Annotated in this window: 12 protein-coding genes; all 12 read right to left on the bottom strand. The window is 54.4% G+C overall.

All coding sequences use genetic code 11. The features are described 5' to 3' along the window. Nucleotides 1–5: 5 nt before the first annotated feature. A complete protein-coding gene (locus DSCA_RS09730; RefSeq protein ID WP_155316249.1) occupies nucleotides 6–797 on the bottom strand; it encodes an enoyl-CoA hydratase/isomerase family protein in 792 nt (263 codons plus the stop codon). Then, nucleotides 798–1,748, bottom strand: coding sequence for an NAD(P)H-dependent flavin oxidoreductase (locus tag DSCA_RS09725; protein WP_155316248.1), 951 nt, complete (start codon nucleotides 1,746–1,748; stop codon nucleotides 798–800). A 29-nt stretch (nucleotides 1,749–1,777) separates the two neighbouring features. Next, nucleotides 1,778–2,176 carry a cobalamin B12-binding domain-containing protein gene (locus tag DSCA_RS09720; RefSeq protein WP_155316247.1) on the bottom strand — a complete coding sequence of 133 codons (399 nt, stop codon included), beginning with the start codon at nucleotides 2,174–2,176 and terminating at the stop codon, nucleotides 1,778–1,780. Between the two features lie 60 nt (nucleotides 2,177–2,236). Then, entirely contained in the window at nucleotides 2,237–4,330 is a 2,094-nt protein-coding gene (locus tag DSCA_RS09715; protein ID WP_155316246.1) for a 3-hydroxyacyl-CoA dehydrogenase NAD-binding domain-containing protein, read from the bottom strand. A gap of 49 nt (nucleotides 4,331–4,379) precedes the next feature. After that, entirely contained in the window at nucleotides 4,380–5,576 is a 1,197-nt protein-coding gene (locus DSCA_RS09710; protein ID WP_155316245.1) for a thiolase family protein, read from the bottom strand. Between the two features lie 82 nt (nucleotides 5,577–5,658). Further along, nucleotides 5,659–6,990 carry an MmgE/PrpD family protein gene (locus DSCA_RS09705; RefSeq protein ID WP_231716520.1) on the bottom strand — a complete coding sequence of 444 codons (1,332 nt, stop codon included), beginning with the start codon at nucleotides 6,988–6,990 and terminating at the stop codon, nucleotides 5,659–5,661. Nucleotides 6,991–7,118: 128 nt separating this feature from the next. Next, complete coding sequence (locus tag DSCA_RS09700; protein ID WP_155316243.1) at nucleotides 7,119–7,421, bottom strand: hypothetical protein; 303 nt, start codon at nucleotides 7,419–7,421, stop codon at nucleotides 7,119–7,121. A 68-nt stretch (nucleotides 7,422–7,489) separates the two neighbouring features. Continuing rightward, entirely contained in the window at nucleotides 7,490–9,229 is a 1,740-nt protein-coding gene (locus DSCA_RS09695; protein WP_167527690.1) for a methylmalonyl-CoA mutase family protein, read from the bottom strand. A gap of 138 nt (nucleotides 9,230–9,367) precedes the next feature. Next, entirely contained in the window at nucleotides 9,368–10,921 is a 1,554-nt protein-coding gene (locus DSCA_RS09690) for a class I adenylate-forming enzyme family protein (RefSeq protein ID WP_155316241.1), read from the bottom strand. A gap of 70 nt (nucleotides 10,922–10,991) precedes the next feature. After that, on the bottom strand, nucleotides 10,992–11,537 hold the full coding sequence (locus tag DSCA_RS09685) for a hypothetical protein (RefSeq protein ID WP_155316240.1): 546 nt from the start codon (nucleotides 11,535–11,537) through the stop codon (nucleotides 10,992–10,994). 443 nt (nucleotides 11,538–11,980) lie between these two features. Continuing rightward, the gene (locus DSCA_RS09680) at nucleotides 11,981–13,669 is read right to left on the bottom strand and encodes an OmpP1/FadL family transporter (protein WP_167527689.1); all 1,689 of its coding nucleotides are present in this window, start codon (nucleotides 13,667–13,669) and stop codon (nucleotides 11,981–11,983) included. Between the two features lies 1 nt (nucleotide 13,670). Beyond that, complete coding sequence (locus tag DSCA_RS09675) at nucleotides 13,671–14,633, bottom strand: transporter (protein WP_167527688.1); 963 nt, start codon at nucleotides 14,631–14,633, stop codon at nucleotides 13,671–13,673. Nucleotides 14,634–14,646: the final 13 nt, after the last annotated feature.

Below are 14,646 nucleotides of genomic sequence, written 5' to 3'. Positions count from 1 at the left end.
CTATGCTATTTCCCTTTAAACGTCGGTTCCCTCTTTTCCATAAAAGCCTTGAACCCTTCCATGAAGTCATCGCTTTTCAGGCAGACATCCAGAACGTAGGACTCGTAGTCCAAGGCCTGGGGTAAATCCATTTTCAGAAAATTCTGGAGGCCTCTTTTTGCGAAAGCGATGGGGATTGGCGCGTTGCCGGCGATTTTTCCAGCGAGTTCATCTGTCGCCTGTCCGAGCTGATCATGGGGAACCAGCCGATTGATCATTCCGAGCTTCAGGGCCTCTTGGGCATCGATAACTTCACCGCTGAAAATGAGCTCGGCCGCCTTGGCGTAACCTACCAACCTGGGCAAGAAATGAATACCTCCCCAGTCGGGATGGGCTCCCCGGCGGGTAAAGACCTGGCCGAAACGTGCTTTTTCGCTGGCGATCCGGATGTCGCAGGAGAGTGCCAGATTGCAGCCGCCGCCTGCGGCGACGCCGTTGACCGCTGCGATGACCGGCTTTTCCACGGAATTGATGGCCAAAACGATCTTGGACATGGCGTGTCTTTCGTTGGATACCGTATCGGCCAGTGCCTGGGTTTTTCCGGAAACGAATTCATCCACATCACCGCCCGCGCAAAAGGCCTTGCCCGCGCCGGTGATAACGATCACCCGAACCTCCTTGTCCGAACAGGAATCCTCGACTGCTTCCAAGAGCTCTTGCCTCATTCTGCCACCGAAGGCGTTGTACTTTTCCGGCCGGTTGAGGGTTATGGTCGCGATTGAGTCCTTCTTTTCACATAGAACGTATTCCCACCCCATCTATCTCTCCCGTTGAAAGTTCTTGAAGACCCTTTCCGAAATGGTATGGGCCGCCTCGATCATTTCAGGGAAGACGGCACCAATGTCTTTAACATTTTGAATCAGACCGGCGATCTGACCGGCCGGCATGATCGCCGAGTCCGCATCTCCCCCTGATTGAATGTATTGTCTGTCCGCGGCGTCACCCTGGATCTGACGATCTTCCTCACTTTTCACAGGATTCAGGATTGACACTGCGGCCTTGTTCTTCAACACTCGAATGGGCATGGCGTTTTTCCCGAGAAGGGTGGTCGATTGGCTACGCGCCATAATGAGAAGCTCCTTAAAAAAATCCGGAACCGGCGCTTTATCCGTCGCGACGAAACGCGTCCCCACCTCCACGCCTTCAGCACCGAAAGCGAACGCTGCCACGAGTCCCCGGGCGTCAGCGATACCACCGGCGGCGATCACGGGAATTTGCAAGGCATCGACAAGCATGGGTACCAGACAGAAGGTCGTGGCGCCATCCCGTCCCACGTGGCCGCCGGCCTCGTGACCTGTGGCGATGACGGCATCGACGCCGGCGGACTCCGCCTTCAGGGCCATTTCCACCGAGGAAACCTTGTGCAGCACCTTGACTCCGGAGTTCCGGAGCAGTTCGATGATTCTGGTCGGATTGCCCGCCGATGTGGTGATCGTGCGGATTCCGCATTGCGTGCAGACCTCCAGTTGGTCGATAGCGTTTTTTCTGTAGATCGGGATGTTTACCCCGAAAGGCCGGTCCGTCCGGCGGTGTGCTTTGTCGATCTCTTCTCGGAGGCGGTCCGGCGAGAGGCCGGAAGCCGCGATTTGGCCGAATCCACCGCTGTTTGAAACGGCGGCGGCCATCTCCCCCAGTGTGATCAGGCGCATCGGACCGAGGAACAGCGGGTAGTCAATGCCTATGAGTTTTGAAAGACGATTCGATTTCATGAAGGCTATCCTTGACCGGAAAACGGATTTCAGGCGAGCTTCGACCGGATGAACGCGGCCACGTCCTTGATGGCGCTTCCGGCTGTGAAAATGCCGGCAACGCCCATTTCCGATAATTCCGCATGGTCTTTTTCCGGTACGATTCCGCCGATGATGACCATCACATCACCGGCATCGCGTTCCCTCAGTTGATCGAGAACCTTTCGGGTCAGGGAGATATGGGCACCGGAAAGAATCGACAGCCCGACCACGTTCACATCCTCCTGGATTGCCGCCGTGACGATCTGGTCGGTGGTTTGCCGCAGCCCCGTGTAGATGACCTCGAATCCGAGGTCTCTCAGGCCGTAGGCGATGACCCGGGCGCCCCGCTCATGGCCGTCCAGCCCGGGTTTTGCGATCAGGACTCTGATTTTCTTTTTCTCATCCATGGATGTCCTCGTATCTATGGCATCCCCGGCCGAGATGTCCGGGGATGCATAACCAAGTGTTTATACAAGTCCCTTGTCCACGCCGCAGGCGGCCAGTCGTTCAAATTCATCCGCAGGTTTGAAGAAAGGAATCGTGTATTTTTCATAAAGCGCCTGCAACCGGCTCAGGGTCGCCTTCACGCCAATGTTGCTCACGTAGCGGGCGGGACCGTGCCAGCAATCGGGGAATCCGATGCCGAGTACCGCCGCAAGGTCCATGCTATAGTAGCTTTTCACGACGCCCTCATCGAGACAGTGGAACGCCTGGTTGGCCATGGCGAGCAGGAGCATCGCCTTTGCCTCTTCATCGTCCGGCGTCGGCCGTTCGCCGTCGGAAACGATGAACTGCCGCGCCGTTTCGTCGGGTTCCATGCCGTTCTTGTAAAAGCAGGGTTTGCCGGCACCGACATACCCGGCCTCGTACATCCTGATCAAGGTGTTTGGCATTACCATCAGTTCCGGACGTTTTTCCTGCATGTTCAGGCCTGCATGGTAGATGACGTTTCCGCCCGCAGTGCCGTAAATGTTCAGCGGCCCCTGAGGAAAGCCGGCTTCCAGCGCCAAGCGGTCGACGTGCCACGGATCCAGGCCCAATTCCGCCAGGCAGAACCCGGTCATAACATAGACGCCGAAGGTTCTGCTGGTGTAGAAACCGGGACCATCGCCCACGACCACGCAGGTCTTGCCCTGCTGTTGTCCGGAAAGCAGGGCCGTCGCCAACGCGGCTTCGGAGGTCTGCGGACCCTGAATAACCTCGAGAAGCGGCATCAGGGGGACTGGAGAGAAGTAGTGCATTCCGACGACTTGTTCGGGGCGACTTGATTCGGCGGCGATTTCCTGCATTTGCATGGTTGACGTATTGGATGCGAAGACGATGTCCGGGTTGATTGCCTGTACCTTGTTTAGGATTTTTCGTTTCAGGCCGATTTCCTCGAATACGGCTTCGATAACCAGGGATACGTTTTTCAGTTCGTTGTAGTCGTCGGACACCCGGATTTTTTCAAGAAGCGTGTCCCTTCGCTGGGCGGACCACTTCCCTTTTTGCACGAGGGGCTCCAACCCTTTTTCGATTTTCTCCTTCGCGGCCTGGGCCGTTTGTTGGTCCACATCGATCAGAACAACATTGATGCCTTTGTCAGCGCACACCTGAGCGATGCCCTGCCCCATCAATCCGGCGCCGATGATGGCGACTTCTGGCGCGGGCACCGCTTTTTTGGTGTTCGCGCGGGTGAGCTTCGGGGCGATGCTGTTCATCAGGAAGAAGAAATCGATCTTGTTTTTCACGTTTTGATCCGCGATGAGCGGTGCGAAGTAGTCCACTTCCTTGGCCGACGCTTCCTCGACGGGAAGTCCGATCCCATCGGCCATGGCGTCGATGGCGGCCCTTAGGTAGGGTTTTTCGGCACACGCGCAGAATTTCTTTCTCGCTTTTGCGATCACTTCCTTTTGTTCCGCAACGCTCAATCCGCCGGGGTCCTTCCAGTTGTCCGTGTAATTGCGGTTCACGAGGCCCGCGTTCGCCGACAGCCACTTTTGGGCTTCCGCCATGCCTTCCCCGGCGGGAACCATGGCCACGAGCCCGGTGTCGACATAGGCTTCCGCGGGAAGCACCTGTCCCTTCATGACGATATCCACGGCCTTTTCGACACCGACGATTCTCCGGAGCGTTTCAGGCCCCCCCCCGGCCGGAAAGAGACCGATGTTCACTTCGGGCAGGCCCAGTTTGGTTCCAGGAGAGGCGAAAATTTTATCGCAGCACCAGAGCAGGGTCTCGAAACCACCGCCCAGGGCCGTTTGGCCAGGCAGCACCGCGGCCACCGGAAAGGGGCTTTTCGCCAGTCCCGACAGTGAATCCTGGAGTTTCAGCACGATGTACTTTAGATTAAATGGAGATCCGTCTTTCATGATCTCCATCAGGTTGGCACCGTCGAGGAAGCTTTTCTTCTTGCCCGACAGAAGTATCACCCCGTTAACGTTGTCCCGGTTGGCCATTTTCGTGGCCGCGGCAAGATCCTTGATGAACTGTTCGCCGATGGTGTTGACCGGGCCGGCGCTATCTATCACGAACGTCGCGATTTTCGTATCGGAATCAATCTGGTATTTTACTTCCGGCATGTCTTTCTCCTTTCAAGCCGAGCATCCAAGTTTTCCTACAGGCGTGATTTCAAACGCGAACCAAGATCGCCTCACCTTGGGTCAATCCGCCACAGATGGCCGCCACGCCAAGTCCGCCGCCCCTTCGTCTCAACTCGTACATCATGGACATCGTGATTCTGAGTCCGGATGCGCCGACCGGGTGTCCGATGGCGATGGCTCCGCCGTTGACATTGGTTTTTTCAATCAGCGCATGCCATTTTTTGTCGTCGTTTTCGGACAGGATCCGCGTGCTGACCAATGGCATGGCGGCAAAGGCTTCATTGATCTCAATGAGATCTATGTCATCGATGGTGTTTTCTGTCCTGGAAAGAATCTTCTTGATGGCGCTCGCCGGAATCCATGAGATGCCGTAGGGCATATCGGTATCTCCCACCTGATCGACAATCGTCCCCAAAATGGTCAATCCGAGAGCATTGGCCCTTTTTTCGGTCATCACGACCATGGCCGATGACCCGTCATTAAGTCCGGGCGCGTTTCCGGCCGTGGTGGTCTTGGCGCCAAATACGGGCGGCAGCATTTCGATACCGGCGACCGATCCCTGAGGTCTTGGCATTTCGTCGGTCGTGAACAGGTATTTCTGGCGGCCTTTTTTCACCATTATGGGAGAGATCTCGTCACCGAACTTGTTCTCCTTCATTGCCTGGGCCCATTTCAGGTGTGACCCCATGGCGAAGGTGTCTAGCATGCGTTTGGAGATCTTGTATTTTTCGGCGCCGTCGGAGGCATCCACGGCCACGGAGTGATACCCCGGATAGGAGATCGGAAAGATGGGATCGGGGAGATTGATCCCGCCGATCCGGACGCCTTCACGGAACTGGCGGCTGACGTGAGGGGTGCGGCTCATGGCCTCGATTCCGATCACCAGCGCGGACTCGATCTCACCCAGGCGTAGCCCCCAAAGCGCCATGCGAAGGGCGGAGAGTGGGGAGCAGCAGGCCGTGTCGATGGTGGTGGTGAAAACATCGAGGCCGAGCTTCAGGCCGATTTGTCTTCCGGTGACCGAGGCGGTTTCGAAGGCGCCTGGAATGCAATTGCCTACGAAAATTTGATCGATCTTGTCGCGGATCTCCGTTCCGGCGGCGTCCAGTGTGGAATTGGCTGCATGAACGGCTACGTCCAGCGGTTCCATCTGTGACAGAGATCCGAGGTATTTCCCGAATGGTGTCCTCTTGGCGCTCACGATAACACAATTTTCAGTCATCATGTCTTCTCCTCAATGGTTAAACTGTTTGTGGGTCCGAAAAATGAAAATTTTTGAAATCAGAAATAACGGCCTTGTCCCCAAGTCATAGTGAGGCGTTTGTGGCGTCTATGACTGATTTGATGTTTTCGACCTGGTCAAGAGCGGCAATGAGACCCGCCAGTTTTTCCGCCCCCCCCGCTCCCAGTAAAGGGGTGCATAAATCGTCGAATTTGGTTCTTATCTTGGCCTGTTTATCCTCGAGCGGCGGGATGTCCTTCAAGATATTGAATGTCTGCTCGTGTACCGCCCCTGAATTCGTCTCGATTTCTATTGTCGCCTCCAGGCCCTTGAACTCATCCGTATGGATTACATCGATCTTGTCCATAAATATCAATATTTCCGGGTCATTAACCCTTGCGTCGGTAAATGCCGCGATTCCGGTCTGTTTTCGGATGAGTGCATTTGCAAGGCAATAGGTAATACTGAACTTACCCTCGAGGCCGGATTTCGGTTGGTGGTTACCGGCGGCGTCCAGGGACAATTGCGAACAGAATACCCGCAGGGAAGCGATATCCGCTACGGCGAGACTGTTGTCGGCCACGATGGAAAGCGCACCCTCTATGGGGGAATGGGTGGCGTGGCAGGAGGCATGGTATTTCTGCGCCAGATTTTCGATGTCCCAGGTCTTTCCCAGCGTGCCGAGCACCTTGTGGTTCACCTCCCCCTTCAGTACCTGGAAAAAACCGTGACTTCCTTCGAGGATATCTTCGGCGCTGGAGAATCCATTCTCGGCCAGCAGGGCGGAAAGCATTCCCGCCTGGGAGGCACGACCGGCGTGAAAAGGCTTGCACATGGTCCCGAACACGCGCTTTAATCCCGATGCCTGCGTGCCTGCGATCCCCAGCGCATTTACCGTCTGTTTTTCGTCCAACCCCATCAATTTGGCACATCCTGCAGCCGAGGCGAAATGTCCAAGGGTCGAGGTGGCGTGCCAACCGCTCATGTAGTGGTCCATACCCCCGCAGGCGCCAATGGCGGCTCCCACTTTCAGTGCGGTGATGTAAGCGGTCAAAAAGGCTTTCCCCGATTTGCCGGTCCATTCTCCAAGGGCGAGAATCGACGGGAATATGGTCACAGACGGATGTCCCAGGAAAGCCTCAAGTGTATCGTCATAATCGAGTGCATGGGAGGCCGTTCCGTTGATGAGAGCTGCGTGACTGAGGCTGCTTTTTGTCCCATGGCCCAAAATGGTCGCTTGTGGATTTCCTCCCATGGTATCGGAGTAACTAAGCAGTTTTTTCACCGCGGGATCATCCTTGCCGGCCAGGGTCACACAGATCCAGTCCATAAAGGCGACTTTGGCGTGTTCGTAAACGGTCGCCGGTATCTCTTTCGTGTCGAGTTCCGCGATAAACCGCGCCAATTCTTTGGTCATTGCATCGGATGCTTGATTCATCGGTGGTTATCTCCTGTGTCGGTTTGAAGAAAACGAGTTCACGGTTTGCGCAAAGCCCAACAATTGTGGAAAGAGGAGGCTCGACGTAAATACCGGTTCGGGGTCGACTATTTCTTTTGCCAGGGCAGCCTCGCATCAGGATTGGTCCAGAAACGGGCCAAGAGAAACGATGTGAGCCCCCCACCCATGCAGAAGCAGGCATAAGTGATGCCTGTCCATGGCACCGATGATGAATGGATAACCACGCCCCCCCCTGCCAACAGGTTGACCCAACCCCAGGCCACATTGATCGTAGGGCTGGAGCTTTTCCCGAACGGTGTCATGTGCCTCTTGCCGCAAATCCCCTGAACAAGGTGAGGAATCGCGTTGAAAAGAAGAACTCCTGAAACCAGCGCTTCAAAATTGGTCACTTGAACCTCCTTATATCCGGCTACGCGGCCATCGGGCGGTCCCGAAATAGTGATGGTGTCCATCATGACTATAGTTTGGCGGGTTCAGCCTCTCCGAATACCTCTCTGAGTTGATCGCATATCTCCTGAAGGGTCGCATAGCATTTTACGCAGGCCAGTATATCCGGCATCAGATTCTTCGATTCGTCCTTTGCATTTTTCTTCAGGTTTCGCAGGCAACGACAGACCTCCTTGTTGTTCCGGTTCCTCTTTAATCGGGCGAGATTCTCGATCTGACGAGCCTCTGCCGTAGCCATCAGGTCGGCGGAATATAACTCCTCGACACTGCGGTCGATACTGACCTCGATCTCATGGGCACCGGTAAAGCAATTCACGCCGACGATGAATTCCTCCTGGTTTTCGATCTTTTTTTGTTTTTCATAACTGCTTTGGGCGACGGCTTTCTGCATGTATCCGTTTTCGATGGCGGCGACCGCTCCACCCATTTTTTCGATTTTTTCAACCTCCTCCGATGCGGCTTTTTCCATGTCGTTGGTCAAGGACTCCATGAAATACGACCCGGCCCACGGGTCCAGGACCTCACCCAGCTTGGCCTCGTATATGAGAATTCTTGTACCGTCATGGGAAAGTTGCTGCGCTTCGAGGCTGTGGCCCAATCCCAAAGGTTCGTCATAGGGCGGAAATGTCCCCGGTATACCGCCGGACATGCCAGCGGCCATTCCGCCGATGATCGCGCGGGATAGGTTGTTCAGCGGTCGCTGCAGCTGTGTGCTGCTGCAGCCGATGTGGGCCGTCGAAATCTGACGGATCAACATGCTTCTGGGGTTTTTGGCGCCGAAACGGTTTCTGAGCATTCCGGCCCACATTCTTCTGGCGGCGCGTTGAAAGGCGATCTCCTTGTAGAACTCCATACTCCCGCCGAAAGCGTTAAAAGTGAAGTTCGGCGCGAAGGCATCGATGTCCAGCCCGGCGTCGATCCCCGATTGAAGGTAGGCCGCACCGATGGCCATGCTAAATGCGAGATCCTGTCTTCTCGTAGCGCCCGCCTCACGCATATGGTAACCGCCGATACTGGTGATGTTGAAGCGGGGCATGTGCTTCGTGCAAAACGCGAGGGCGTCCCGAAAAAGGCGCAGGGAGGGGCTCGGTGGATAGATGTAGAGACCGCGACCGACGAACTCCTTGAGGATATCGTTTTGCGGCGTGCCACGCAATTTTTTCAACGGGATGCCGCGTTGCTCGGCAAGTGCCGCGTACATGGCGATAATCACGGCGGCGGGGGCGTTGATGGTGAAATTCGAGGCGATTTTGTCCAGATCGATATTCCCGCTATAGGGCTCGTATATCACCTCGAAATCCCGCAACGAGTCGATGGCCACGCCCACCCGTCCCACCTCACCCTCTGCCCAGGCATCGTCGGAATCGTAGCCACATTGGGTTGGTAGGTCCATGGCCATGTTGGGCGCGCCTTTCCTGCCCATGGTGTGCATGCGGATCAGGTAGTCCCGATAATCCTCGGATGTTCCGAAGCCTGCGTACTTTCCCGCACTGCTGGCCCCCCATTCGTGACGCGCCGATGCCTTGGCCAGCTTGCTCGCAAAGGCCTGCCAGCGGGGAAGGGGGGTATTGCCGGCAGTGAAGGGGTACTGACCGGGAAATCCGACCTTTTCCTCAAAGTCGAAGCCGTTGATGTCATCGGGCGTGAAAAACCGGGTGCAGGAGCGACTCAGGCCGTATTTCTCAAGTTGAGAAGAGACGGTCGTTTCTTGCCATTTCTTCTTCGCCAGTTTACTTTTTTGTTTATCCATTTTTTTATTCCTCAACGCCTGTATCGTCTCGTGCAGCGTCGACATCTGTTAAAAGATTGGTAAAACGCCGAACAATTGGTTTCCGAAAACGGGTAGGGATAGATACCGTTATCGAGATTACTAGAACCGTTTTGTTTCCTATGTCGTGTTCATCAGATACTTTTCCTTCAGTTCGGATTTCTTTATCTTGCCGGTGGCGGTCATGGGGAGTGTGCTGATGATTTCCAAATGGGTCGGAAACTTATATTTTGCGACTTTACCCGATAAAAACTCCCGAATATCTTGGATGGTAACCGGTTTTCCCTTTTCGGGGACAACAAATGCTTTGCCTGTTTCGCCCCACGTATCATCGGGAACACCGACGATTACGGCATTTTCGATATCCGGGTGATTGACCAGTATTTTTTCGATTTCCGCCGGGTAGACATTTTCACCGCCGGTCCGGTACATGTCCTTGGCGCGGTCGACAATGTAAAAATAGCCCTCTTCATCCATGTATCCCAGGTCGCCGGTAAACAAGCGGCCGTTGACGATAGTGCTCGCCGATTTTTCCGGCATGTTCCAGTATCCGGACATCACCGTCGGACCCGCGGCGACAATTTCGCCGATTTCACCAGGTGGAAGTTTCTTGCCGGTTTCATCCTCAATCCATATATCGGTAAAGAACCCAGGCAAACCGATGGAGCCTTCCTTGCGAAGAGTGTCCTTTTTGGGCAGTATCATCATTGCCGAATTTTCCGTCTGGCCGAACCCCTGCTGCATATTCAGTCCGTAACTTTCCAGATCGCGAAGCAGACTGGACGGCGTCCTTTCTCCTCCACCAAGGACGATGCGGACGTTACTGACGTCCACCGAATCGAGAGCGTCCTCTTTCAGGATAAAGCGCCACATGGTGGTTAGGGCGAAAATCACCGTTGGCTTGTACGTATTGATATCCTGGGTGAACTGATCGGGTTCGAAGCTTTTGCGCATTACAAAGGAAGCGCCGCGGCACAATACCGGTGTTGCGATGATGAAAAGACCGCCGGAGTGAAAAAGAGGCAGTTGGGATAGAAAAACGTCGTCCTCACGCATGTCCGTATACATCATGATCTGGAAACACTTGAAAAAGGTTTGGCCGTGGGAGAGCACCGCTCCCTTGGGTTGCCCGGTCACACCCGACGTATAGATAATTACGAATGGGTCGTCCAGGTCGATCAGTTCGGTGACTTCGGGTTCCGTCGATGACTGTCCGTCGATTGCCTCCCAGAAGTCCACTGCCCAATCGGGGGTAGCGAAATCTTTGGGGTTGCTTCCATGCAGGCAGAGGAATTTATCTGGGTCCACTTGTACCGAATTGTGGATCGGCTCGATCAACTTTCCGAAGGCGTCATGGAAGATCAACAGGCGCGATCCGCAATTGTTGAGTTGGTATTCCAATTCTCCGGATACCATTCGGCAGTTCAGGGGGACGAAGACCAGGCCGAGTTTGGCGGCGGCGAAGTATATGGACAGAAACTCGGTGCAGTTCAGCAGGTCGACTGAAATACGGTCCCCCTTTTTCAGTCCGACCGATTGAAAATAGTTGGCCAAACGGTTTGTGTCATCGTTTAGACGCTTATAAGTAATCGGATCGCCTTCGTAAATGAAGGCGTTTTTTTCTGGTGTCAATTGGGCCCTTTTTCTGATGATGGATCCTACATTCCATTTCATTTTTTTATCCCTTTTTTGCAAAAAGCGAAGTTGACCTAAGATGTTTTGTCGTCCAAACGATGCCATGCTTTCAAAGCGACAGAGCAAAAACTGCGCCACAACTAAAGATGCTTTGGTATGAAGATACGCGTTGGCTGAAAACCTGGACCAGTAATGGTCTGCGCTTTAGGAGCAACCGCGACGGATCGATTCGAATGAGGAAAGATAATGAAAGGACAGTACGCAGGTGAATGAAAAAAAAACGGCCACTACGGCCGTAAAAAAAGTATATTTGTCCGATGTGCTCGTGTCGACGAAGAGAACATGCTGCCGGGAAGAGGGCTTTTGATTGCAAAAATCGATAATGGATGAAAGATCTATAAGATGGTCCCGTCATTTGTATGGAGACATCACCTACCACTATCTCGAGAGCACCTGGTACCAGACCGATACCGAACAAACTGCCAAAAATAAAATTTGCCAGCCCGGCCGCACACGCCGCAAGCGTATAGCTCATCAAGGCACTGGAAGTGGCTTCCAGACCGGTGAAGTGACGATCCATGGCAATGGGAGCGGCAATCATCGAGGAGGCGGCACTGATTATCTCGTCCGGTTTTCTGACGCCGTCGCCTGGCATGATTGCCCTGCCTTACGGCCCGAAGATTTAGGAAGAAATCGCGGCCGTTGACAAAGCAGGGTCTCCCGGAAGGGAAGCGATGACCATTTGCGCGGCGATCCGATCCGTTTCGGCAGCCGTCAGGGAAGCCCCGTAATCGGCAAGCGGACGAAACGGCGTTTTTCGTCATGTCCGTTCCGTACCGTCCGGTCGGGAACCGTGGCTTTCCGTCCCACGATTGCCCGTGGTTTGGCAGACCATTCAGATCTTGCGAAGCCCGTCATGCGAGATTGTATGTTTTCCTGGCAGAATACCGGAGAACGCATCGACCACCTTCCGATGAGACGGTCAATTAACATTTTAAATAATCGGCTGATTATCCGGAGACTTGATCCGGGGCGAAAATATATTCCAGATGGGATGGCGTGGACAGAAAAGTATGGATGGCGTCTTTACGGAGAAGATCAAAAAAGCCGGCTGAACATTTCCGTTATGACTTGGGTTGGCATGGAGATCTTGAAGGAAAAAATATAGGCTTCGGTTTTCTGTTCGTAGTTCATACTGGCATATGGGTTGTAAACCGGCTTGGTGAAATCGGTGGAGTTCATGTTTATGCTGGAATTGTTGGGGATACTGGTACTTTTATTAACGAGGTATGCGCCGGCGAAATCAAGGACGACGCCGTTTGCGAACCGGATGCCGAATCCGGCGCCGTAGTTTTCCAGGTCCGGCATGGGATACACCAGGTCGTAAGTGACATCCGGAATGGAACTGGGACGGTATTCGTATCCGAAACGCACCGTGAGCCATTCCAGAAGGTCAACTTCCAACCCGAAACTCCAGTGCCAGGTATCCTTCCAGTTTCTTTTCAGAATCAGTGTATTGTTGCCGCCGGTGTATCCAAGGAGCTTGACCACTTCGAATACCTGGATGTCCTGATCGAAAACAAACGTGTCCTGTTTGAACGACGACCAGTCGGCCCAATTCAGATCCACCATGAGGCGCAGACGTTGAAATGGCTGGAGCTTGATACCGAACTGGGCGCGCTGGGGATATTCGACCTCGCTGGTGACCCTGCCCGATTGATGGTCCACCGCTCCGGTGGGTAGGTCCAACACGTTCGACACGATGAACAGTGTGGGGGATGAGCCGAGCCAATTCATCAAACGCTTCCATTCGTCCGAGTAATCGAACGAGTATCGGCCCGCCTGCCTTGATTTGATGGCACTCTGGTAGCAGGCGCCCATGGACAACCATTTCAATGGTTCCCACAGTAAGCCGATATTGAAGTTGGGGCTGAAGTTGTCCCATACGGTAATTTCCAGGGAGGCAACCCGGTTGAATGGGCCGACTCCGCCACCGAACCAGGGGGGGGGGAGGGTCAGCTCGGAAAGGACGGGAATCTCGAGACCTTGTGTCACGTCGCCCAGTAGTTTGGTCAATGCGACCATGTCGTTGGGAGCGCGCATCTCCAGTTCGGCGCCGATGGATGAATGGCCCAGTCCGACGGAGGCACCCACAGACAAGTCGGGCGTGATCTGACAGCTGAGGGCTGGAGAGAAATAGATCAGGTGTTGGTGATAAACGGACTTTCCGCCGAATACGGACGGATCATCCGCATCCCCATGCGTAAGACCGATGCCGAAGGGTGCGTACCCGCCAACGGCAAAGGTCCACCTGGACCCTGGCTTTCGGAAGGAGAGAGCGTATGCCGGAGCGCCGAGAAAGTCGATGGTCTGGTCATAGACCGGCAGGAACATGAACCCGCTGGTGCTGGTCCCGCTTTTGCCGTTCACCTCGATATCTTCCCTGTAGGTGTCCATGAAGCCGGGAAATTCTGGGTCTTGGATGAAGGAAGATGTTGCTTCAATGACGGGAACCACCGATGCTCCGGCGGAAAAATGTTTGCCGTCCGGCAGGGTGGATAGTCCGCCCGGGTTGTAATGGATAGCCATGTGACCGGGCGGGTGGGCGGTGACGGCATTGGCCAGGGAGACGGCAACGGGATCGATGGCCAGTTGTTCGTCGAAGGCCGCAAGGACGGTGGTCGGCAGTGCTGTCAAGGCAACGGTAATGGCGATCACCATGCCGGCCAGGCACACGGTACAGCAAGACCGCGGCAAATGGAGGCTTCCATCACCTTTTTTGTCCAATTTACCCATCCGATGCAAATTGGAAGGGGATGCGGAAACCGACCACGAAATCCGGATCTTCGTCCGTTAAACCGATTCCAACTTTTAGGTTGATCGAGTACTTTTGGGACAAGCGAAACCCGGCGCCGATGTAAAAAAGGGATGAAGTCCGGCTTCCGCTGTCGGTCTTCGGAATCTCTCGCCAGGTGTACTGGGTGTTCATCTGGTATGAGTATTGGTAGCTGAAATTCATGGAAACGTTGTAAGAAAGGGAGAACCCCATTCCCACGGAACCGCTGATGGAATCCCCAGGGGATATCCCTGTCAGTTCCAGCCCGTTACGTCGCTGGGACAGGCTTTCGTCTTTGAAGTTATAGGTATACCCGATGTTCCCGAAGGCGATGACCGGATCAATGGTCTTGCTGAGGGAAAGACCGCCAAAGGCGGAGTAATAGCCATTGCCCGTCGCCAGCTCCTCATTGATGTTGATTTCATAGGGGCTCTGCCCCGTGGGAAAGGTGACACGCCCCAACAAAATAACAACCGGCCAGCCCTCTTTGCTGCGCAAGGGTTGATACTGCAAGCCGGTGGAGATATCGTCAAGCTCTGTCGTGCTTATGGACTGGTCGGTCCCCGTTTTGTCCCACTTGTAGACAAAAGGCATGTTCAGGTTCCATGTCAGGTTGTCCAGAAACGCGTATTCGATGTACATTGAGTTGGTGAGATTATGATTGGCGTGTCGTTCCACCTCCGTAGCCTGACTGATGATATCGTAGGAGTAGTATTGGTAGTTGAAATTGTACTCCAGCCCAAGCGTGTCTTTCTTCATGGTCGTGTATTCACGTCCGGCGGCCTGAAGGATTTCCTTCTCCTGAGCCTTTTTTTCCTCGTCAGTGATTTCCAGTCGACGTCTGACCTCCTGCTGTTCCCGGAGCCGCTTTATTTCATCTTGCATGGACTGCAACGAGTCCCAGAGCTCATTCATGCGCGGATCCGTC

It is taken from the genome of Desulfosarcina alkanivorans (genome assembly GCF_009688945.1).
Lineage (GTDB): Bacteria > Desulfobacterota > Desulfobacteria > Desulfobacterales > Desulfosarcinaceae > Desulfosarcina > Desulfosarcina alkanivorans.
The sequence above is the reverse complement of the archived record's forward strand: the minus strand, read 5'-3'. Positions and strand labels throughout refer to the sequence as shown.

Coding starts and splice junctions, on each gene's coding strand:
- DSCA_RS09715 (WP_155316246.1), bottom strand. CDS start 4,330: ATGCCGGAAGTAAAATACCAGATTGATTCCGATACGAAAATCGCGACG.
- DSCA_RS09730 (WP_155316249.1), bottom strand. CDS start 797: ATGGGGTGGGAATACGTTCTATGTGAAAAGAAGGACTCAATCGCGACC.
- DSCA_RS09685 (WP_155316240.1), bottom strand. CDS start 11,537: ATGCCAGGCGACGGCGTCAGAAAACCGGACGAGATAATCAGTGCCGCC.
- DSCA_RS09720 (WP_155316247.1), bottom strand. CDS start 2,176: ATGGATGAGAAAAAGAAAATCAGAGTCCTGATCGCAAAACCCGGGCTG.
- DSCA_RS09675 (WP_167527688.1), bottom strand. CDS start 14,633: ATGAATGAGCTCTGGGACTCGTTGCAGTCCATGCAAGATGAAATAAAG.
- DSCA_RS09690 (WP_155316241.1), bottom strand. CDS start 10,921: ATGAAATGGAATGTAGGATCCATCATCAGAAAAAGGGCCCAATTGACA.
- DSCA_RS09710 (WP_155316245.1), bottom strand. CDS start 5,576: ATGATGACTGAAAATTGTGTTATCGTGAGCGCCAAGAGGACACCATTC.
- DSCA_RS09725 (WP_155316248.1), bottom strand. CDS start 1,748: ATGAAATCGAATCGTCTTTCAAAACTCATAGGCATTGACTACCCGCTG.
- DSCA_RS09705 (WP_231716520.1), bottom strand. CDS start 6,990: ATGACCAAAGAATTGGCGCGGTTTATCGCGGAACTCGACACGAAAGAG.
- DSCA_RS09695 (WP_167527690.1), bottom strand. CDS start 9,229: ATGGATAAACAAAAAAGTAAACTGGCGAAGAAGAAATGGCAAGAAACG.